Source organism: Nocardia sp. NPDC051832 (assembly GCF_040681285.1).
In the GTDB taxonomy this organism is placed as follows: Bacteria; Actinomycetota; Actinomycetes; order Mycobacteriales; family Mycobacteriaceae; genus Nocardia.
The window spans coordinates 1196513-1217764 of record NZ_JBFAYL010000001.1; the positions used below are offsets into that span (position 1 = coordinate 1196513).

The window sequence follows — 21252 nt, forward strand, 5'->3', positions numbered from 1 at the left end:
GACATATCTGACAGTAGACGGCCGCCCCGCCGGGGCGGCGTTTACTTTTTGTCAATATTCCGACCCGGTTACGCCGGAGTACCCACGCCAAGATCATGAAAGCACTTGGGGGACTGACCGTTTCGTAGCGATGACACCTTCGTAACCGATGAGTCGAAATAGAGACGAGGACGCGTCCGGGACGTAATGTGTGCAGTATGACAGCGGCGTTCGATGACATGGGTCTGCGCGATCTCGTCGATCTGCTCACCGACGAGGAGCAATCGGAGTTGCGTCCGGAAGTACTGCGGGTTCTCGGGCGGCTGCCCTCGCAAGAGGTGCTGCGCCGCGAGCTCGGCCGGCGCATGTTGAAGGTATAAATCACTACGCACAGCAGCAGGCCCGCTGAGAGTTGCTCAGCGGGCCTGCTGTTCGTGTAACCGGCGGGCTAGAAGACCCGCATCATCCCGGGCGACCAGAAACCCCAGCGGGTTTCGGTGCCGGTTTTCAGCTGCGCCGCGGTGGCGGGCAGGTACTGGTCGTAACGTTCCAGCGAACCCCAGTCCCGAGCCCAGTCGTCCTTCAGATAGGTCGGCAGGGTCGTCGACTTCGCCAGCATCTGGCTGAAGCCGAGTGGGCCGCCGAACTCCTGCGCCTGCCAGGTGTTGGTGGAGCTGATGGCCAGCGGCCGATCCGGCAGGATGCGGAACTTCGGCACCTGCGCCACGCCGTTCTTGTGCAGGAACGGCTGCTGGCACGGGAACTGCAGGCCGACCGCCCAGTCCTCCAGGATCGGCTGCTCGGAACCCAGGAAGTTGTTCAGCGACTCCAGCTTCGGCATGCGCGGCGGCGTGAAGGCCAGCCACTGGTCACCGATCAGGATCGGGTCGTTGGCGACGATGCGCACCGCGTCCACCTCGGCCGGCAGCTCCGACAGCGGCACCCGCAGGTTGCGCCAGGACGGGAACGGGCCGATATCGCGCGGCAGGTAGTCGCCGAGCTTGCCCACCGAACCGTCGGGCAGGCGCTTGCCGTATTCGACGACCAGCGTCTGGCCGTAGTTCATGTCGCCGGTGTCGTCGAAGGACAGGATGCGGCCCGCGGCGGAGATCACCACCAGCGGCTTGTCCGCCGACCGCGGTCCGAGTTCGTACCAGCTCGAGGTCAGCCTCGCGGGCTGCTGCACGCCGGGCTGGTAGCTGCCCATGATCGGGGTGGTCGCCGGGTTCAGGCCGAACGGCAGCGCGACGGTGGACCCGTTCACGCCGACCGCGCCCTTACCGCCGCCGGTACCCGCGCTCTCGCCCTCGGCGAATGCCGCGCCGACCGACTGGGTGGAGGTGTTGCCGGTGCCCGGCTTCACCTCGACGCTGTCGGCGGACAGGTCGTCCGGCACGCCGTTCGGGTCGAAGCCGACCGGCGCCACACCGGCCAGCGGGTCGTCGCCCGCGAGCGGAGTCGCCGGGTCGATGATCGGCTGCAACCGGCCCGCGTTCGGATCCGCTTCCACCAGTACGTCATTGGCCAGGCCGCAGGCGTTGCCGCTGATCGCGTCATAGTTCGAACGCGCCAGCGAATACGCGGGGTACTGCGCGTAAGCGCCCTTGACCAGCGAAAGCACCTCCAGCGCCACCATTCCGGCGGCGACGATGGTCAGCGGAATCGCGGCGAACTTCCGGATCCGCCGGCCGCGCTCGGACTTCGGCGAACTCTCCGGCTTGGCATAGCCCTCCCGCAGTGCGTGCCAGGCGACCAGCGCCAGCGCCACACCGAACAGCACCAGCATCAGGGTGTTGCCCTGGTAGCCCTGCAACGAGATCCGCTTGTCGAACCACGGCACGCCGAAGCTGGAGACGTACCAGTAGCCGTTGATGCCGGAGAACGACACCGCGAGCACGAACAGCAGCCCGGCCAGGAAGATGGCCCGGTTCTTGCGATGCCGCAGCGCGGTGGCCGACACCGCGACCGCGGTGACCGCGGCCAGCGAGCCCGCGATGCCCGCGTACGCGCCGAAGTGGTGCGTCCACTTCGTCGGGTTGAACATCATGAAGAAGATGGTGCCGAAGACGATGCCCATCAACCGCCAGGTCGGCCCGCTCGCGATGCCCGCCACCTGACGCCGGCGCAGCAGCACCAGCATGGTGGTGAACAGGCACAGCAGCATGGTCAGGAACGCGAACCGGCGCGGCAGCGAGCCGTCCACCGTCTCCACGAACAGGTAGTAGTAGCGCAGGTAGTCCTCGTACCAGGCCAGGTTCGGGCCGGTCGCCTGCCGCACCCGGTTGGCTTCCTGGATGGCCGAGAAGGTCTGGTCGCTGTAGACCACGGTCAGCACCAGCACGCCCGCCGCCGCGACCGGCGCGAGTAAGGGCAGGGTCGAACCCCACCAGGGCGAGGCGCCGAGTTTCATGAAGTCGCGGCGCCTGCGCACCACGATCCGGATCAGCGGGCGGATCCCGGCGAGCAGCGCCGCCACACACATCAGACCGGTCGGCGCCGCCGCCAAGGTGAAGGCGGCGATGAGCACCGCGGCCGCCGCGGGCAACATCCGCCCGGTGGCGATGGCGCGCTCGATCGAAACCCAGGTCAGCAGCGCGCCCAGCGCGACGATGGGCTCCGAGCGCAGACCGTTGTCGTAGGGCAGCCAGAACGCGAGGAACACCAGGCCGCCGGTCCACAGCGCCACCTTGCTGTTGCGCACACCGCGGCCGAGGCGGGGCACGACCTCGCGGCTGATCACCATCCAGCACAGGATCGCGCAGATCAGCGCGGGCACCCGGACCCACGGGCTTGCGGTGGAGATCTCCGCGAACGCCTGGATCACGTAGTAGTACCAGCCGAACGGCGCCTCCGGGACGCCGTACCAGCGGAAGTAGTTGGCCATGTAGCCGGCGTGCGGCGCGACCCGCACCATGCTCAGGATGTAGCCGTCGTCGGAGGTGTTGGCGCCGATGAAGTGCCACACCAGCAGCGTGCCGACCACCGCGCCGTCGGCCCAGGTCGGCTTCAGCCACCGCGCCGGGAAGAAGCGCCGATGCCCGCGGCCGTCGCTGGTGTCCAGCTTGGCCAGCGCACCGAGCGCGATCAGGGTCAGCAGCACCGCCGCGATCATCGCGACCAGCTTGGTCACGCTGGGGCTGGTGGTGAAACGGGTATCGATGGTCGATTCGAAGGACAGACCCGCGGGCGCCGCACCGCGCAGATCCGAGAACACACCGACGATCTGCGGGCGATGATCGCCGAGCAGATCACCGATGAGCGGCTCCCGCACGATGACCGAATCCGCGCCTTCGACCTGCTTCTCCACCTCCCGGGTCAGACCCGCGAACTCGGCACGGGTCCGGTCGCTGTTGGAGGAGATCAGGATCGAGGAACACTGCCCCATGTCCGACCGCGGCGCGGACGCCACCACCGCGTTGCGGTCGACCACATCGACGGAGTCGGCGGAGACGCGCACGAACATCGCCTCCAGCGCCGCCTGGTCGCCCTGCGGCGGCGCGGTCGCCAGCAGCATGCCGCCCTGCGCGGGCAGCGATTCCACGGCCGAACACGGAATCGTGGCCTTCAGCTCGATCGGCACCTGCGACATCAACGGCGCGGTGACATTGCCGAGCGTGCCGGATTGCGGCCAGGTCAGCGTCGCCGTGGTCTGAGTGACCGGAAGAAACGGTGTGGCCAGCGCCAGCAACGCGCCTATCAAGCCCGTGATCAGCGCGATCGTGCGCGCGGTCCGGAAATCGCTAGGGGCGACGGCCGGAGCGGGGGCCGGGCGTTCGAGTACAGCTGTGGCGGCGTCTGACACGGTTGGCAATGCTAGCTGGAGTGGTGCTCGAAAGCCCCCTCGACCAATAGCTGGAACACCGAAAAAGGACCCGAGTGGCTGACCGGGAACGGGGTATTTGGCAGGGTGGGGGTATGACCAAGGTGAATCTCGTGACGAATTACGGTCCCATCGTGCTGGAGCTGGACGATGCCCAGGCGCCGAACACGGTGCAGAACTTCGTGAGCTACGTGAATTCCGGCCACTACAACAACACCATCTTCCACCGCGTCATCCCGAACTTCATGATTCAGGGCGGCGGCTTCGAACCCGGCATGCGCCAGAAGGGCACCCAGGCGCCCATCCAGAACGAGGCCACCAACGGCCTGAAGAACACCAAGTACACCGTCGCGATGGCCCGCACCAACGACCCGCACTCGGCCACCGCGCAGTTCTTCATCAACACCTCCGACAACGACTTCCTGAACCACTCGGCGCCGACCCCGTCGGGCTGGGGCTACACCGTCTTCGGCAAGGTCGTCGAGGGCAGCGAGGTGGTCGACAAGATCTCGGCCGTCGCCACCGGCTCCGCGGGCGGGCACCAGGATGTCCCGGCCGACGACGTCGTCATCGAATCCGCCAGCATCGCCTGATCTTCCGGAGATACGCGAATCGGGCCGTCTCCCAGGGGAATACGGCCCGATTCAGATTCCGTGCTACATCGGGATCAGGTGGTGTTTACGTGGGTAACTCACAACCTTCTTGCCCTGCAACATCTTCAGGGCCTTGCGCAGTTCCAGCCGGGTCGCCGACGGTTCGATGACCGCGTCGAGGTAGCCGCGTTCGGCCGCCAGCCACGGGGTGGCCACGGTGGCGTTGTAGAAGTCGATCATCTGCTTGCGCATGCCCGCACGCTGATCTTCGGGCATCGCCTCGATCTGCTTGCCGCCCATCAGGCTGACCGCGCTCTCGGCGCCCATCACGGCGATCCGGGCGGTCGGCCAGGCCAGGTACACGTCCGAACCCAGCGCCTTGGAACCCATTACGGCCCAGCCGCCGCCGTAGGCCTTGCGCACCACCACGGTCACCTTCGGCACCGTGGCCGCCCGGTAGGCGAACAGGAACCGGCCGCCGCGCTTGATGACGCCGATCTTCTCCTGCTCCACGCCCGGCATGAAGCCAGGAGTGTCCACCACCAGGACCAGCGGGATCTCGAACGCGTCGCACATCCGGATGAAATGCGCCGCCTTGTCCGAGGCCGCCGCGTCCAGCGCGCCCGCGTAATGCATGGGTTGGTTGGCGACCACCCCGACCGGACGGCCGTCCACCCGGGAGAAACCGGTGATGATGTTCTGCGCGACCTGCCCGCCGACTTCGTGGAAGCCGCCGTCGTCGAAGATGCGCAGCAGCACCTCGTGCATGTCGTAGCCGGCGTTGTCGGAATCCGGGACGAGCGAGTTCAGCGAGAGGTCGGAGTCGGTGATCTCCGGCTCCAGACCGGGATTCACGATCGGCGGCAGCTCCACGCAGCTCGACGGCAGATAGCTCAGGTAATCCCGCACCCATTCGAACGCGGCCTTCTCATCGACGGCCACGTGATGGATATTGCCGTAGCTGGCCTGGCTGCGCGCGCCGCCGAGTTCCTCGATGCTCACATCCTCGCCCGTGACCTCCCGAATCACCTTCGGGCCGGTCACGAACATGTGGGCGTCCTCGGTGGCGACCACGACATCGGTGCAGATCGGCTGGTACACCGCGCCGCCGGCGCAGTTGCCCAGGATCAGCGAGATCATCGGGATGTACCCGGACAGCGGCTCCATCGCGTTGGCCAGCTGGCCGTACCAGTGCAAGGAGGTGACCGCCTCCTGCACGCGGGCGCCGCCGGAGTCGTTGATACCCACCAGCGGGCACCCGATCTTGGCGGCGAACTCCATGGTGGCGACGATCTTGCGGCCGAACATCTCGCCGACCGAACCGCCGTACACCGTCTGATCGTGGGAGAAAACCGCGACCGGACGCCCGTCCACCAGGCCGTGGCCGGTGACCACGCCGTCGGAGTACAGGGCGTTCTTGTCGTTCGGGTTGCGCACGAGCGCACCGATTTCCACGAAGGAGCCCGGATCCAACAGCATGTTGATCCGATCGCGGGCGGAGGGGATCCCCTTCTTCGCCCGCTTGGCTACCCCCGCTTCACCCGTCGGCTCCTGCGCCAGCTCCAAGCGCTTGCGCAGGTCCGCGAGCTTCTCGGCCGTCGTGGTCACTGAACTCCCTTCGCCTCGATCTCCGCGAGTTTCGCGGCGAGGTCGGTACCAATCTTGCCAATGCGCGGTTCGTCGACGATCTGCAGGTGGTCACCGGGGATGTGCACGATCTCCAGATTCGGGATGTGCTCGTCCCAGCCGCCGTTCGGGCGGCGGTTGCCGTAGCGGGGCTCCAGCTCGATCGCGCCGTCGTGGTAGCGGTCGGCGAGGTAGAGCACGACGTGGCCGTCGTAGCGGCTGGGCTGCGCCTGCTGCAGCGCGCGCTGCTCGATCCACGAGGTGCGCTGGTGCTCGAGCACGCCGCCCGGGATCTTCGCGCCGCTCAGCTTGACCAGATCCATGATCATCTTCATCTGATCCTCGTCGCTGGCCGCGGCCAGTTCCTCGATCTGATCGCGATCCAGTTCGTGCGGAACGTTGTAGGTCTTCTTGGCGAAGGCCTGGTAGCGCTCCAACCGGCGCACCCGCTCCTCGGGGCTGTTGTCTTCGTTCTCGACCGGGATGGCCAGATCGATCAGGCCGATGGTGCGCACGTCGGCGCCCTCTTCCCGGAGCAGCTGACCGACCTGCAGGGCCAGCACCGCGCCCAGCGACCAGCCGTACAGCACGTACGGGCCGTCGGCCTGGAGCTTGCGCAGCTCCGGCAGGTACTGGCGGGCGCGCTCCTCGATCGAGCCGTCGACCCGCTCGAAGCCGTACATCGGGGTGTCGGCGGGCAGCCGCTTCAGCAACGGTTCATAGACCAGTGTGTTGCCGCCGGCGGGATGGAACACGAAGACCGGCACGGCTTTCGAGCCCTCGACACGGGCCCGCAGCGGCCGGATGAAGCCGTCCACGTCCGCGCCGCTGTCCTGCAACTCGCGCACGATATCGGCGAGCTGCTCGATGGTCTCGCAGTCGAGCACGTCGTCGACACTGACCTCCGCGCCGACCCGCTCGGTGAGGCGCTGCGCCAGCTTCTCGGCGACCTCCTCCTCGAGAATCGGGAGGGTATTGAAGATGCCGCCGGCGGACTTGCCGGTGACGAGAGCCCAGGTGCCGTAAACCAGACGCTCGGCCGCGTCGCGCGGCGGCACGTCGTCCTCGTTCTCGGCCTCGTAGGCGACGCCGCCGAGCACGGGCTCCTCAGCCACCGGAGCCGAGTCGGTCGTCACCGCGGCGTCTGCGACCAGTGCGCCCGCCGCCGACTCGATCGCCTCTTTCTTCGCTACGGCCGTGGACTCGATTGCGTCCTGCTTCGCCGCTGCCGCGGACTCGGTCGCGTCCTGCTTCGCCTCCGCCGCAGCCGCTTTCGCGATGGCGGCCGGGTCCTCGCCCGCCTCCATCGCGGCGCGCGCCTGGTTCACGAAGTCGGCGTCGATGCTCACGTCTTCACCGGCGGCCTGCCGGTCGGCGATCGCGGCCACCTCGTCACGGTGCTCGATGGCGTAGCGCAGCACCTTGCCGACCTCGGTCAGGTTGGCGTCGCGCACGGCCTGGATCTGGAGCTGCGGGATATCGAATTCGTATTCGACGCGGTTCTTGATGCGCATCGCCATCAGCGAGTCCAGGCCGAGCTCCATCAGCGGGATCTCCATCGGGAGGTCCTCCACCGAGTAGCCCATGGATTCGGCGACGATCAGCGCGAGCCGCTCTTCGAGCTGCTGGCTGCCGTTCGGATCCCAGCGGTCCCCGAAGCTTTCCACCACCGCGACCTCGGCGGCCGGCGTCGCGGCGGCCGGAACCGGCTGCACCGCAACAGGTTCCGGCAGCGGCGCGCCCGAGGTGACGACGCCGTCGAAGAGCAGCTTGAAGGAGTTGCCGTCCTTGGCGTGCACCTGCGCGGCCGCACCGCCCGGGTACGGGGTCAGCGTCGTGGTCAGCGTGCCGGTCATCGGAACGGGCGCGTACGCGTACGACGCACCGGCCTGGACCTCCGAAAGCACCTGCGCGGCAGCCGCGTTCACCAGCGCGGCGAGATCGGTGACGGCCGCGGCCTGCACCTCCCACACGTGCCGGCCGTCGGGCAGCGACACATGCGCGCCCGGAACCTTGGCGTTGCCGCCGCCGCCCGCGAGCGCCTTGCCCTTGGGCCAGAACTCCTTGCGCACGAACGTGGTTCGCGGAATGTCGGCGTACGGGCCGGGGGCCAGCAGCGACGACAGGTCCACCGCGTGACCGTTGACGTAGAGCTGGGCCAGCGCCGAGATCACGGCCGCGGACTCGTCTTCCTTACGCTTGAGCGTCGGAATCAGCGCGGCATTGTGCACGCCCGCCGCGAACGTGGTGCCCATGACCTGCATGAGCGCAACGGAATTCGGGGCGAGTTCGAGGAATGTGGTGATGCCGGAGTCCACCGCCGCGCGAATCGCGTTGGTGAAATACACCGAGCCACGCATGTTGGTGACCCAGTAGTCCTCGTTGTGCACCGGCTCGTGACCGGCCTTGTAGACAGCGCCCTTGTGCGCGGTCGAGTACAGATCGACCTTCAGCGACGTGGGCTCGATACCGGCCAGCTCCGCGGCCAGCTCGCCGAGCAGCACATCCATCTGCGAGGTGTGGCCCGCGCCGCGGGTCTGCAGTACGCGCGCGAACTTGCCCTGCTCCTCCACCTTGGCGACGATCGCGTGCACCTGATCCGGCGGACCGCCGATCACGGTGTTGGTCGGTGCGGCGAAGACCGCGAGCTCGATCTCCGGGAAGTCCGGCAGCATCGCCTCGACGTCCTCGGCGCTGAGCTCGACCAGCGCCATATTGCGCACCTGGTCGTCGGTGATCATCTGCTCGCCCTCGGCCATCAGCCGACCGCGCGAAACGATCACGCGCACAGCGTCTTCCAGCGGCAGACCGCCGGAGATGTAGGCGCCGGCGACCTCACCCTGGGAGTGGCCGACCACGCCGTCCGGCTCCGCGCCGTGCGCGCGCAGGATCGCGGCCAGGCCCGCCTGGATGGTGAAGGTACCGACCTGACCGGTGCCGATATCCCAGTCCTGGGCATCGTCGAGGATCATCTCGCGGACCGAGTAACCCGCCTCGTCGACGACGAGTTCGTCGATCTTGTCGACGGTCTCGCGGAAGATGCGGTTCTCCGTGTAAAGCTGCTTGCCCATCTTGCGGTGCTGCGCGCCGAAACCGGCCATCACCCACAGCGGGCCCCGGGCGGCGGGCGCGTCGACGGTGAACACGCCGTTGCCCGGCTTGCCGGCGGCGACCGCGCGCAGACCGGCGACCGCTTCCTCATGGTTCTTGGCGATCACCACGCCGCGCGAACGCCAGTGGCTGCGCTTGGCGAGGGACCGGGCCACGTCCTCCAGCGGCACGTCCTTGCCCGCGTCTTCGAGCCAGTCGGCCAGTTCCTGCGCGGCCCGGCGGCGACGCGAGGGCAGGTAACCCGACACCGCGAGGATGACCGGCAGCGGCTCGGACCGATCCGACCATTCCGGCTCCGGCACGGCGTCGGCGGCGATCGCGGTGGCCTCAGCCACCACATCGGTGCTGGAGACCTCGGCATCGATCTCCTCGTCGCGCTCGGCGACGGGCACGACCGGAGCCGGCTTGTACTCCTGCAGCACGAGGTGCGCGTTGGTGCCGCCGAAACCGAAGCCGGAGATACCGACGGTGGCGGTGCCGCTGTAGCGCGGGTACTCGGTCGGCTCGTCGACGACCTTCAGGCGCGCCTGCTCGAACGGGATGAACGGGCTCGGGCCCGCGTATCCCAGGTTCGGCGGAATGACGTTGTGCTGGAACGACATCACGACCTTGGCCAGGCTGGCCGCACCGGCGCCGGACTCCAGGTGACCGAAGTTGGTCTTGGCCGAACCCAGCAGCGCCGGCTTGTCGGCGTCCCGGCCGCGGCCGATCACCCGGCCCAGCGCCTCGGCCTCGATCGGGTCGCCGATCGGGGTGCCGGTGCCGTGCGCCTCGATGTAGTCCACGGTGGACGGCTTGATGCCCGCGTCGCGGTAGGCGCGGCGCAGCACGTCGGCCTGCGCCTCCGGGTTCGGCGCGAACAGGCCGTTGGAGCGGCCGTCGCTGTTGACCGCGGAACCCTTGATCACGGCGAGGATGTCGTCGCCGTCGCGTTCGGCGTCGGCCAGGCGCTTGAGCACCACCAGGCCCGCGCCCTCGGAGCGCACCATGCCGTCGGCGTCGGACGAGAACGCCTTGATGTGACCGTCCTTCGCGACCGCGCCGTTCTTTTCGAAACCGAGCGTCGCGACCGGGGCCAGGATCATGTTCACGCCGCCGGCCAGGGCCAGGTCGGCGTCGCCGTCACGCAGCGCGCGCACGGCCTGGTGCACCGCGACGATGGTCGAGGAGCAGGCGGTGTCGACGGTGACCGACGGCCCGCGGAAGTCGAAGAAGTAGGAGACGCGGTTGGCGATGATGCCGGTGGACGCGCCCAGCAGGGCGTAGGCCTCCGCCGAGATCGGCACGTTCGGATCGATGTCGCCGAGCCCGAGCGCGGCGATCAGCTGGAAGTCACTGGTGGACGAGCCGACGAACACGCCGACGGCTTCGCCCTTGAGGTCGCTCGCCGGAATCCGGGCGTGCTCCAGGGCCTCCCAGGTCAGCTCCATCATCAGGCGCTGCTGCGGGTCGACCCGCTCCACCTCGACCGGCGACATCGCGAAGAACTCCGCGTCGAAGCCCTTGATCACGTCCTGATCGAGGTAGCCGCCGAGGGTGTTGGACTCCTCGATGATCTGCTTGACGACCGGGTCCGCGGTGAACTCTTCCCAGCGCCCTTCGGGCAGCTCGCGGATGCCGTCGCCGCGGCCGATCAGGAACTCCCAGGTCGACTCCGGGGTGGTGCCGGCGCCCGGCAGGCGGGTGGACAGACCGACAATGGCGATGTCGTGCGCTTCGCCCGGGGTGTAGCCCGCGTAGAACGCGTCGTCGGCCGACTCCTCGGGCAACTCCGGCACGCCGTTGACGACCACCTCGGCCAGCGAGCCGATGGTCGGATGCTGATAGATGATGGTGGGCTGGAGCATGACGCCGGTCAGCTCCTCGATATCACCACCGAGCGCGAGCGCGTCTCGCGAGGCCAGCCCGAATTCCTCCATCGGCCGGTCCACCGTGATGTTCTCCAGCGGTTGACCGGTCGCGTCGGATACCCAGCGCCGCAACCACTCTCGCAGTTCGGCCACCGAGATGTCGGGATTCACCGCATCCTTGGGAGGAGCGGCGGTCGCCGGCGCCGCCGGGCTCTCGGCGGCATCGGTCGTCTGGGTGGGTGTGCCCTCGTTGTCAGCCATCAATTCCTCAAGCTACCTGTCTGCGTACCGGGCGCGCCGCGAATTGACGCTCGGTGGTTGGTACCCCGCGCGCTGTCGCCCGGGCGTGATTACGAGCGACTTGCCAAGCACATTACTTACCCGCCTCGCCGGGTGCGCCGACTGCGGTCCCCCGAAGCGCCCGCGGGTGCAGCCGGTGCCGAGCGTCGTCGATCGGCGGCCGGGCTCCGCCGCTTCGGGCGCTTGCTCCGCGGGTTACTCGGGGTCCGGTGCGTCGGGGAACGCCTGCTGGGTGTAGCCGCCCCGGAGCGTGCCCTCCAGATATGCCGCCTTGCAGGCGCGCCGGGCGATCTTGCCGCTGGAGGTCCGCGGGATGGAACCCGCGGGAACCAGCAGGACGTCGCGCACGGTGACACCGTGGCGCTGCGACACCGCCGCGCGGACCGCGTCGGCGATCGGCAGCGGATCGGCTTTGCCGGCGCCGGGGCCGCGCTCGCCCACGATCACCAGTTGCTCGGAGGCGTCGTCGGCGTCGAACTTCAGGCCCGAATGGCTGCCCTGCTCGAAAACCTCGGCGGGCAGCTGGTTGGCGGGCACCGAGAACGCGGCGACGAAACCGGGGCGCAGCGCGGTGGAGGCTTCCTGCGCCGAGAACTCGAGGTCCTGCGGGTAGTGGTTGCGTCCGTCGACGATCACCAGGTCCTTGACCCGGCCGGTGATGTAGAGCTCGCCGTCGAGGTAGACGCCGTAGTCTCCGGTGCGCATCCAGTTGGCGTCGGAGTCGGTGCCCTCGGCGTGGCTGCCCTCGGGGTTCCGCTTGCTGATCTTGTTCTGGAAGGTGGCGGCGGTTTCGTCCGGGCGATCCCAGTAACCGATGCCCATGTTGTTGCCGTGCAACCAGATCTCACCGACCTGGCTGTCGGGCATTTCGTGGCCGCCGTCGGCTTCCACCGTGGCCGGATCGACGATCGCGGCCCACTGGGATAGCCCGACATAACCACAGCTGACCTGGGCGATGGCGTTCTCGGCGTCGTGGGCGACCTTGACCATGTGGCCCGCGTTGAGCTCGTTGCGATCGACGTAGACGACCCGGGCCTCGTCCTCGGCCTTGGTCGCCGAGACGAACAGGGTGGCCTCGGCCATGCCGTAGCAGGGCTTGATCGCGGTCTTGGGTAGGCCGTAAGGAGCGAACGCCTCGTTGAACTTCTTCATCGAGGAGACGGTCACCGGCTCGGAGCCGTTGATCAGGCCGAGCACATTGGATAGATCCAGCGACTCGCCCGGCTTCGGCAGACCACGCGCGGCGGCGTGCTCGAACGCGAAATTCGGTGCGGCGGCGAAGGTTCCGGCGCCATCGGAGACGGCGGCGAGCTCTTTGATCCAGCGGTACGGGCGGCGCACGAACGCGCTCGGCGACATGATGGTGATGTACTTGCCGCCCACCGCGGGCAGGATCACCGTCAGCAGGCCCATGTCGTGGAACAGCGGCAGCCAGGTGACGCCGCGCGAGCTCCAGTCCAGGTTCAGCGCCTTGACCATCTGCAGCAGGTTGGTGCCGACCGCGCGGTGCGTGATCTCCACACCGGCCGGGACCCGGGTGGAACCCGAGGTGTACTGCAGGTAGGCGATGTCGTCGACCTTGCTGTCCGGGCGCACCCAGCTCTCGCCGACGCTGTCCGGAATCGCGTCCACCGCGATGATGCGCGGACGCTGCGCGGCGGGCAGGGCGCGGAAGAACTGACGCACCCCGGCCGCGGAGGAGCTCGCGGTCAGGATGGCCGACGGCGTGCAGTCACCGAGGACGGCGTGCAGGCGGTCGGTGTGGCCCGGCTCATCCGGATCGAACAGCGGCACCGAGATGCAGCCCGCGTAAATCGCGGCGAAGAAGGAGATCACGTAGTCCAAGCCCTGCGGCGCCAGAATGGCGACCCGGTCACCGGGCTTGGTGACCTGCTGCAGTCGAGCGGCCACCGCGCGCAGCCGAACACCGAACTCCTGCCACGTCAGCTCATGCACTTCACCGTCGCGTTCCCGCGAGTAGTCGATGTAGCGGTACGCAAGCGTGTTCGCGTCATTTCGGGTGTGCTTCTCGACGTGTTCGACCAGGGTCCGACCCTCGGGAATAATGATGTTCCCGGTTTCGTCCAGGTAGTCGTCGAAAGTCTCTTCCATTCCTTCTTCTCCTCCGAGGCACACGCAACAAGACGGCTATCGCCGCTGTTTACCTGTGAGGCCCCGACTCGCTATCGCCCGCGGGTCGCTCTACATGCATGAGCCAGCCTGCAAGATCTTGGTGTGGTCTGCGCGGTGACCACATACGGCTAGATGTACTCAAACCAGGGTTATGTTACAGAGGAGAGCCGTTCACTCGTCCCTCAGCAGGGGGATAACGCCAGCGAACGCGTCCATCTGGGTGGGGAAGACCCCGACGTACGACATAGACGTGAGTTGCCGCACACGCTTGATCTGCTCGGCGATTTCCTCGAACGATCCGATCGCCACATAGGGCGAGTTCAGGATCTCCTCGACGGACAGTTTGACGTCCACCTCCAGATCCGGATGCAGACCCCGTTCGATGGCGGTCAGCGCCATCTCCGCGGTCTTCTCCCGATCGTCGGTGATGACGATGGCCGTGATGGCCCAGTTCAATTCGATCTCGTTGAACCGATCTCCGGCGGCCTCCTTGATCAGCTCGACCTTCTCGATGGTCTTCTCCATCGTGATGCCCGAGAGCAGGCCCTTGCCCTGCTTGGTGGTGACCGGCACGACCGAGATGATGTCGGCGTGCTTGGCGGCCAGGCGCAGCATCTTCGGTCCGCCGCCGCCGGTGCAGATCGGCGGGCGCGGGCCCTGCCGCGGACGCGGAGTGCCCTTGATGCCGTCGACCTGGTAGTACTTGCCTTCGAAGGTGCACTCCTGGCCGCGCAGCAGCACGTCCAGAATGGTCAGTGCCTCATCGAGTTTGGCCAGGCGAACGCCGGGGGTGTCGTAGACCAGCCCGGCCGCGAGGTATTCATCCTGCTTCCAGCCCGCGCCCAGGCCCACCTCGAGGCGGCCCTTGGACAGCACGTCGATGGTGGCGAGGTCCTTGGCGAGCACCACCGGATGGCGGAAACCGTTGGCCAGCACCGAAGTTCCGAGCCGGATCTTCTCGGTGGCCTGGCTCAGCGCGCCCAGCGCGGCGATCGGGCCGATCTGATCACCCAGGTGATCCGGCACGACGAAAGTGTCGTAGCCGTATTCCTCGGCCTGTTGCGCCGTCTGGATGAACTTCCGGGCCCCACCCTCTTGCTTGTTCCCCTCGCCCGCCGCCGCGAAGCGGAACGGACGCAGCGGCGTACCGAGCGCGGTCAACTCACCGGCCGGTGCGGCGGCTTGTGTCATGAACGATGGCTCCTGGCATTTAGACGGCGTCTACGAACTTCAGCGCACTTTACAACGTGCCGACGAATCGCATTGCGAATGTCACACCCGCACAGAGCCGGACACCACGACCGACGCCCGTGGACTGTGCATATTCACGATTGCCCCTCACGAATGTGGCGGGTGCGGAGCGTTGTTCACCAACCCGGTAGCCCAGTTGACAGTCCACTGCGTCGCGGTGGCCCCGGTGGCCGGATCGACGACGTAGCCGTTGTACAGACTGTGGATCGGATTGCCCGCCGCCCGCACCAGCGTGAGCACGCTCGGGATGAAGTTCGCCGGGTTCAGCGCCTGCTTGGGCGAATCGCAGATCATGTCGCCGGGCGCGCAGATGGTGAAGGTGCGGTCGGCGAGCTTGCCGAAGCCGGGACGGGCGCCGGTCATGGTGATGCCCGGAACCTTCAGGCCCTTCAGCGTCACCTCCGCGCCGATCCCGGGCGGATTCGTGCCGATCAAGGTCGCTTGACCCGGGCCGGGTTCGCGGCGGCCGTCGGCGAGCAGCATGACGCCGAGCACACGGTCGGCCGCGACCGGGCCCTTGCCCTCGCCGATCCGTGCCGCGACATCGCCGGCGATCACCGCGCCCTGCGAGAACCCCGCGAGGACATAGCTGGTCAGCGGGCATTCCTTCTGCCGCTGCACCATGAAGTCGAGGGTGCGCTTCTCGCCTTCGGCGCGGCTGAGGTTGTAGGAGGTCTGGCCGTCCGGCGGGAACGCCACGGGATTGGAGAACTGCGCGACGTAGGGGACGGTGTAGACGTCGAGCCGGCTGCCCGGGAACTGCTCCTGCATCGGCTTGGAGATGTTGAGCATCAACGAGACCGGATTCGCCGTCGGGTTGTACGGGTCGTCGTTGCTGTTGGATTCCCAGGTGCCCGGAATCGAGAGGAACTGCACGTCCGGGCAGCTCTCCGGCTGTGAGGTCGGCGGCTCCTCCGGGCCCGGGGTGGGGCCCGGCGGCTTCCACCAGCCGGCGGCGATCGACCAGATCAGCAGGACGATCGCCACCAGCAGAGCGACTACTGCGAGGAAGATCAAACACCCCACCGGTCGGGACCGGCGGGTGCTGGCACCTCGGCGCGCGCTCACTGGCAGTACGTCGACTTAGCCGTGCTGATGTACTTCTTGCCCGCGTCCTCGACCGACATCTTGCTCGAGTCGAAGGACGGGTCGGACCCGGCCATCGCGTTCACGAAAGTGGTCATGTCGGCCTCGGTGGCGCCGGCGGCGACGCCCTGGCAGACGTAGGTGCCGATGCTCAGCGCGATATCCGGGGTGGACGGCACGATGCCCTCGGACTTCAGCCCGTCCAGGAACTTCTTGTCCTTGTCGGTCAGCTTCGAGGTGTCGGCCGGGGCCGGCTCGTTGGGCACCGGCTGCGGGCGCTCCAGCTCGCTGCTCGGGGCCGGGGCCGCGCTGCTGGGCTCGGTGCTCGACGGGGCTTCCGACGGTGCGGCCGAGGACGGCGCGGCGGCCGCCGTCGTGGTGGAGGTCAGCGTCGGCGTGCTCGATGCGGTCGAGTCGTTGCCGCCGCACGCGGCGAGCAGGCCGGAGGCGGCGATGGCCACGGCTACGCCGAGAACCTTTCCACGGGTCCGATGCATGAATTCGTATCCTCGATCTGTTCGCTGGGGCGCGGTCGCCAACCAGGCTAGCGGGCGAAGCAAGCGGCCGCCCGAAGCACATGGCGGCCGCTCGTCGATTACCCCGGCTTACAGACCTTGAATCTCGACCTTGCCGTTCTTGACGATGATCCGTCCGAGCTGGAAGTTCTGCTGCACACCGCCGGGAATCTCGACCTCGTCCCCGGTCGGGAAACCGAGTCGCCCGTTCTCGAACCCGACCGACCGCCAGGCCTCGAACACCGGACCGGTGCGCACCGCCCACGCACCCGAGAGCGGACTCCAATAGATATAGCCGCCCTCGAACCGGCTGTAGCGGCCGAAATCCTTCAGCGGCTGCTCTTCGCTCGCCGGGAATCCGAGCCAGCCGTTCTCGTAGCCCATCACCTTGTACTTGTCGAGGATCTGGCCCTGCACCCGGAACACCCCGGTCTTCGGGCTGTAGTAGATCGGGCCGCCTTCGAAGGCCTGCACCGCGCCGTCGCGACTGGGCGTCTTCTCTTCCGGCGCCAGCGGATACCCGGCCGGGCCGCGCTCATAGCCCTGCTTGGCCCACTCGGTCAGGATCGCCCCGCGCACCATCTGCGCACCGGTCTGCGGGGTCCAATACAACGAGCCGTGCTCGAAATCCTGCACCCGGCCGCGGCCGTCCGGCAGTCCGCGTTCCCCGCCGATCGGCAGACCGAGCGGACCCGCCGGACCGTTCGCCGCCTGATAGCCGCCGCCGATCATGCCGCCGACCGCGTGCGTGCCGCCCTGCGCCGAGTTGAACACCCGGCCGCCCTGGAAGTCCTGCGCGGTGCCGCCGGGCACCTGGTACTCGGCGGTCGTGCAGGTGCCCAGCCACGGTGCGGACTGGGTCAGCTGCGCCATCGCGCCGCCCGGAGCGCACTCGATCGTGCCCGCGTCCACACCGAGCGCGGCGGCGGCCTGCTGCCAGGACTGCCGCAGCTCGAAATCCCAGTACGCCCACGAATGTGTGCCGGAGGCGCGGTAATTCACCTGCGCCGGGATCTGCAGCTTGCCCAGCTTGGTGACGAAGTTCTGCGAGGTGAGCCGGGACAGGATCTCCAGGCCCATGCCCGCGTAGTTCGTGCTCACGCCCGGAATGCCGCCCGGCTGATCGAACGGGCCGGAGGTGCCCGAACCGCTGGAGATGTAGAGGCTGGTGCCCTTCAGCTTGTCGGCCAGCGCGTACGGGTCGTGCTTCTCCCACTCCTCGCTGGTCGGCGGACCCCACATGGCGTTCGCGTCGAACCCGCCCGCGTCGCGCAGCGCGTACATGATCGCCTGTGGCATGCCGAGCGTGGTCGTGGTCAGGAAGCCGGAATACGACGCCGCGTATTTCGCGAAGCCGGGATTGCGGCCGGACAGGAACATGGCCGCGGTACCGCCCATGGACAGGCCCGCAAGACCACGCACATCCGTGGCCCGCCACTCCTTCTCCAGCAGCGGCGGCAGCTCCTTGGTCAGGAAGGTCTCCCACTTGTAGTTCTTGCCGTTGTTCGGGGCCACCCAGTCCGAATAGAAGCTGGACTGGCCGCCGATCGGCAGCACCACGGTGACGTTCTTGTCGGCGAAGAACTCCTCGGCGCCCGCGTCCTTGGTCCAGCCGCTCTCGTCGTCGGTCGCCCGCAGGCCGTCGAGCAGGAACAAGGTCGGGAACTTGGCGTCCGGCTTGGTATTCCAGTCGCGCGGCAGCAGCAGCTGCACCTGGATCGGGGTGGCCATGGCCGCGGATTCGACCCACACCGCGACGCGGCGGTCGCCGAGCCAGACCGTCTTCTGCACCCGGGGGTCGCCGGCGCGCGGCGCGGCGACGGGCACGGGGGCCGGCGCGAGAGCGGGTGCCTCGGCGGCCGCCGGGGGTGGGGCGGGCGCGGGCTCCAGCGGAAGACCGGGCGCGGGATTCGGCACGGCCGCCGCGGGGGCCGGAGTCGAAGGCACGGCGGGTCCGTAGACGGGCGGCGGCGCCGAGGGCGGTGCGAATTCCGGCGCCGGAGCGGCAGCTTCGGACGGCGGGGGACTTTGCGGCGCGGGCGGGGCTTCCGGCGCGGGGACCGCGGCCTGGGCGGGCGCGGGGGCCGGTTCCGGATTCGGCGGCGGCGCGGGCTGTGGCTCGGTCCCGAGAGCGGGCGGCGGAATCGGCGCGGGCTCGAAGACAACGGGATCGGCTCCCGCGGGCGCGATCCCGACGGCCAGAGGTAGGACCAGCGCGGTGGCGATCAGCGCCAGACGACCGCGTCCCTGATGACCAGCACGTCGACCGTTTCGCCCCCGTCTGCTACCGCTCTCAGCCCCTGTCATAGGTGTTTTGTACCCCGGACCGGACCGAGATCCGGGGACGACGCGCTGATAGCGAGCCCCTATATCCAGATGTGTCCTGCCCCAAACAAAACGACGCCGCCGCTTCTCGCGAAGCGGCGGCGTCGGTCAGCTCGGGATCACCAGGCGCCGGTGGCGTCCAGGATTCCCTTGCGGGAGTTGAAGAGCTGGCCTTCCCAGTACTTCCAGGAGTGCGTGCCGCTGGCCGGGAAGTCGAAGAACGCCGGGATGTTCAGCGTCTTCAGCCGAGCCTGGAACGCGCGGGTGTTCACCAGCGAGAGCGCTTCCAGCGCCATCGCGTTGCCGGTGTTGAACAGACCCACCGGGCCGTTCGGCCGGTCGAACTGGCCGGGCAGGCCGCTCGCCGCCGAGATGTACATCGGCAGGCCCTTCAGCTGCGGCGCGAACACGAACGGGTCCATGCGCAGCCAAGCCGGGCTCCACGGCGCGGCCATCGAGTCGACGTTGAACTTGCCGGCGTCGAGCATCGCGATGCGGATCGCCTCACGCATGCCCGGCGCGGAGATGTTCAGGTAGCCGGAGTAGGACGCGGCGTACTTGAACTGGTCGCGGTGGTAGGCGGCCAGAGCCAGCGCGGCGGAACCACCCATGGACAGACCGGCGACCGCGTTGTTGGTCTTGGAAACGCCATAGTTGGCCAGGAAGTTGGGGAGCTCCTTGGATAGGAACGTCTCCCACTTGTAGGTGGTCTTCTGGCCGTTGGTGTTACTCGGGGAGACCCAGTCGGTGTAGAAGCTGGACTCGCCGCCGACCGGCATCACCAGGGTGATGTTGTCGTTCTTGAACTGCTCCATCGCGTTGGTCTCGAAGGACCAGGCGTTGCGGTCGCTGCGGGCGCGCAGGCCGTCGAGCAGGTACAGCGCGGCGCTACCGCCACGCGAGGCCCACTGGACCTGCACCTTGATCGGGCCCATCGCCGAGGGGACCATCAGGTCTTCGTAGCCACCCGCCGGCGCGCGCAGCGCCGGAGTCTGGATGGGCGCAGCAACAGCGGTCGGAGCAGCCACACCAGCGGCGATCGGCAGCGCCAAGGTGGCGGCGCCGACGGCCAGAATTCGATTACGCCAACCGCTAGGTTCGCTTCGCCGGCCCGGCTGAGTACTCTTCGGCGCGGCGGCCCTGCCGAAACGCATGAATTCTGCTCTCTTTCTGCTGTTGTGGCATCACTCGAGACGCACGCCACATTCGTGCCTGAGCCCGACCTCTCGGCACAACGGCGGCGCTACAACGATCTGGTCACACACTTGCACTCGCAGAGCACAAACTGTGATCGTGCGGTGACGATACCGCGTCGGCGACGTGATGTCGTCCCCTGGGCCGGATTTTGTTATGCCGAGCCGCATTTCGTAAAGAAAGCGAACCGCCCGGCGCGGGTGCGCCGGGCGGGGCTATCCGATCTTGCTATGGCCGGGTGGTCAGCCGATATTCGCCGAAAGGTCCGGCACCATCCGCGCCGCCTCCTCGATCCAGTTGTGCCAGTTATGGATCCCGACCGGGGGGAAGGAATACACGGTGTTACCGCCCCCCAGGGTGTCCATTCGAACCTGAAACGCCTTGGTGTTGATGTAGGCGAGCCACTCCAGCGGCATGCCCTGGATGACGTCCATCGCCGTCCGGATATCGCCGTCCATCGGCCAGCCACTGCCCGCCGCGATCCACAGCCGGGTGCCGTTCTGAACCAGATTGGGCGCGAACACGAATGGGTCCATGCGCAGCCAGCTGGGCCCCCAGGGCGGGGCCATCGAATCCACGTTGTAACCGCCGGCGTCGATCATTCCGACCCGGATCGCCTCCCGCATGCCCGGCGCGGAAATGTTGAGGAAGCCGGACATCGCGCCGGCGAAACTGAATTGGTCCGGGTGATAGGCGGCCAGTGTCAGGGCCGCGGAACCGCCCATCGACAGGCCGAAGACGCCATTGCGATAGGGGTTGAATCCCAGCCGCTCGCTCAGCGCGTTGCGCAGGTCGCGGGTGAGGAAGGTTTCCCAGTCGTACCGATAACTCTTACCTGGACCACCGGAAATGACGTTGAAGCCACCGGATCCGGAGTCCGAGCTGCCCGTGGGCGGCTGGCCGAAGAACGAGCTCGGCGCGTTCCAGTCGGCGTAGAAGCTGGACATGCCGCCGACCGGCATCACGACGTTGATATTCCAATCCGCGAGTATCGCGGGAACGCTGGTTTCGATTTCCCAGCCGCTCAGAGTTTCCGGGGCGCGCATGCCGTCGAGGGCGTAGACGACGCGCTGGGTATTACCGTCCCGGGCGCGCAGTACTCGCGATTTGATCGGGCCCATCACCGGGGAGTCCACCCAGAAGTCGAAGGCCGCCGGATCGAAGCCGGCTCTCGCGGCCGGGGCGCTGCTGGTGGCGACGGCGCCGAGCGGGAACAGCAGGGCGGCAACTAAAGCCAGTACTACGGGCTCGAGCCGGGCGCCTGAGGTTGCTGAGCATCTCGGCTTCCGTATCCAGCGGGCAATTCGCATTCGACTCGACCTCTCATTTCAGACGATCAGCCAGCAAGTCTGAGTAGCTCACGCCAAGAATGACTACATGTTGCTGGAAGTTGACCCGCGCTACAAGCACCGTGCCTATATGGCCCTTGCGATTCGTTGCCGGCCGTGTCGCGGATGTGCCCGAAATGA

General features: G+C 67.7%; 12 protein-coding genes. 2 read left to right on the top strand and 10 right to left on the bottom strand.

Annotated features, from left to right (window positions below; translation table 11 throughout):
• The first annotated feature begins 197 nt into the window (after window positions 1-197).
• A complete protein-coding gene (locus tag AB0M14_RS05295) occupies window positions 198-359 on the top strand; it encodes a hypothetical protein (RefSeq protein WP_194816755.1) in 162 nt (53 codons plus the stop codon).
• A 68-nt stretch (window positions 360-427) separates the two neighbouring features.
• Here the strand turns inward: AB0M14_RS05295 and AB0M14_RS05300 are convergent, their stop codons facing one another.
• Window positions 428-3781 carry an arabinosyltransferase domain-containing protein gene (locus tag AB0M14_RS05300; protein WP_364989012.1) on the bottom strand — a complete coding sequence of 1118 codons (3354 nt, stop codon included), beginning with the start codon at window positions 3779-3781 and terminating at the stop codon, window positions 428-430.
• A 113-nt stretch (window positions 3782-3894) separates the two neighbouring features.
• Here AB0M14_RS05300 and AB0M14_RS05305 point away from each other — a divergent pair, with 113 nt between their 5' ends.
• The gene (locus tag AB0M14_RS05305) at window positions 3895-4392 is read left to right on the top strand and encodes a peptidylprolyl isomerase (RefSeq protein ID WP_364989014.1); all 498 of its coding nucleotides are present in this window, start codon (window positions 3895-3897) and stop codon (window positions 4390-4392) included.
• 63 nt (window positions 4393-4455) lie between these two features.
• Here the strand turns inward: AB0M14_RS05305 and AB0M14_RS05310 are convergent, their stop codons facing one another.
• The 9 genes from AB0M14_RS05310 to AB0M14_RS05350 form a co-directional block, all read right to left on the bottom strand.
• Window positions 4456-6000: an acyl-CoA carboxylase subunit beta gene (locus AB0M14_RS05310; RefSeq protein ID WP_364989016.1), complete on the bottom strand. Its 1545-nt coding sequence runs from the start codon at window positions 5998-6000 to the stop codon at window positions 4456-4458.
• Complete coding sequence (pks13, locus tag AB0M14_RS05315) at window positions 5997-11240, bottom strand: polyketide synthase Pks13 (RefSeq protein WP_364989019.1); 5244 nt, start codon at window positions 11238-11240, stop codon at window positions 5997-5999. Before pks13 ends, AB0M14_RS05310 begins: the two co-directional genes overlap by 4 nt.
• A gap of 234 nt (window positions 11241-11474) precedes the next feature.
• Entirely contained in the window at window positions 11475-13391 is a 1917-nt protein-coding gene (gene fadD32, locus AB0M14_RS05320; protein ID WP_364989021.1) for a long-chain-fatty-acid--AMP ligase FadD32, read from the bottom strand.
• Window positions 13392-13583: 192 nt separating this feature from the next.
• Window positions 13584-14603 (bottom strand): LLM class F420-dependent oxidoreductase, encoded by a 1020-nt coding sequence (locus AB0M14_RS05325; RefSeq protein ID WP_364989022.1) that lies wholly within the window; start codon window positions 14601-14603, stop codon window positions 13584-13586.
• Between the two features lie 147 nt (window positions 14604-14750).
• Entirely contained in the window at window positions 14751-15689 is a 939-nt protein-coding gene (locus AB0M14_RS05330; RefSeq protein ID WP_364991323.1) for a cutinase family protein, read from the bottom strand.
• 38 nt (window positions 15690-15727) lie between these two features.
• The gene (locus tag AB0M14_RS05335) at window positions 15728-16246 is read right to left on the bottom strand and encodes a DUF732 domain-containing protein (RefSeq protein WP_364989024.1); all 519 of its coding nucleotides are present in this window, start codon (window positions 16244-16246) and stop codon (window positions 15728-15730) included.
• Window positions 16247-16354: 108 nt separating this feature from the next.
• Window positions 16355-18571 (bottom strand): alpha/beta hydrolase-fold protein, encoded by a 2217-nt coding sequence (locus AB0M14_RS05340; protein WP_364989026.1) that lies wholly within the window; start codon window positions 18569-18571, stop codon window positions 16355-16357.
• A 137-nt stretch (window positions 18572-18708) separates the two neighbouring features.
• Window positions 18709-19743: an alpha/beta hydrolase family protein gene (locus tag AB0M14_RS05345; RefSeq protein WP_364989029.1), complete on the bottom strand. Its 1035-nt coding sequence runs from the start codon at window positions 19741-19743 to the stop codon at window positions 18709-18711.
• A 282-nt stretch (window positions 19744-20025) separates the two neighbouring features.
• On the bottom strand, window positions 20026-21093 hold the full coding sequence (locus AB0M14_RS05350) for an alpha/beta hydrolase family protein (RefSeq protein WP_364989031.1): 1068 nt from the start codon (window positions 21091-21093) through the stop codon (window positions 20026-20028).
• Window positions 21094-21252 lie beyond the last annotated feature (159 nt).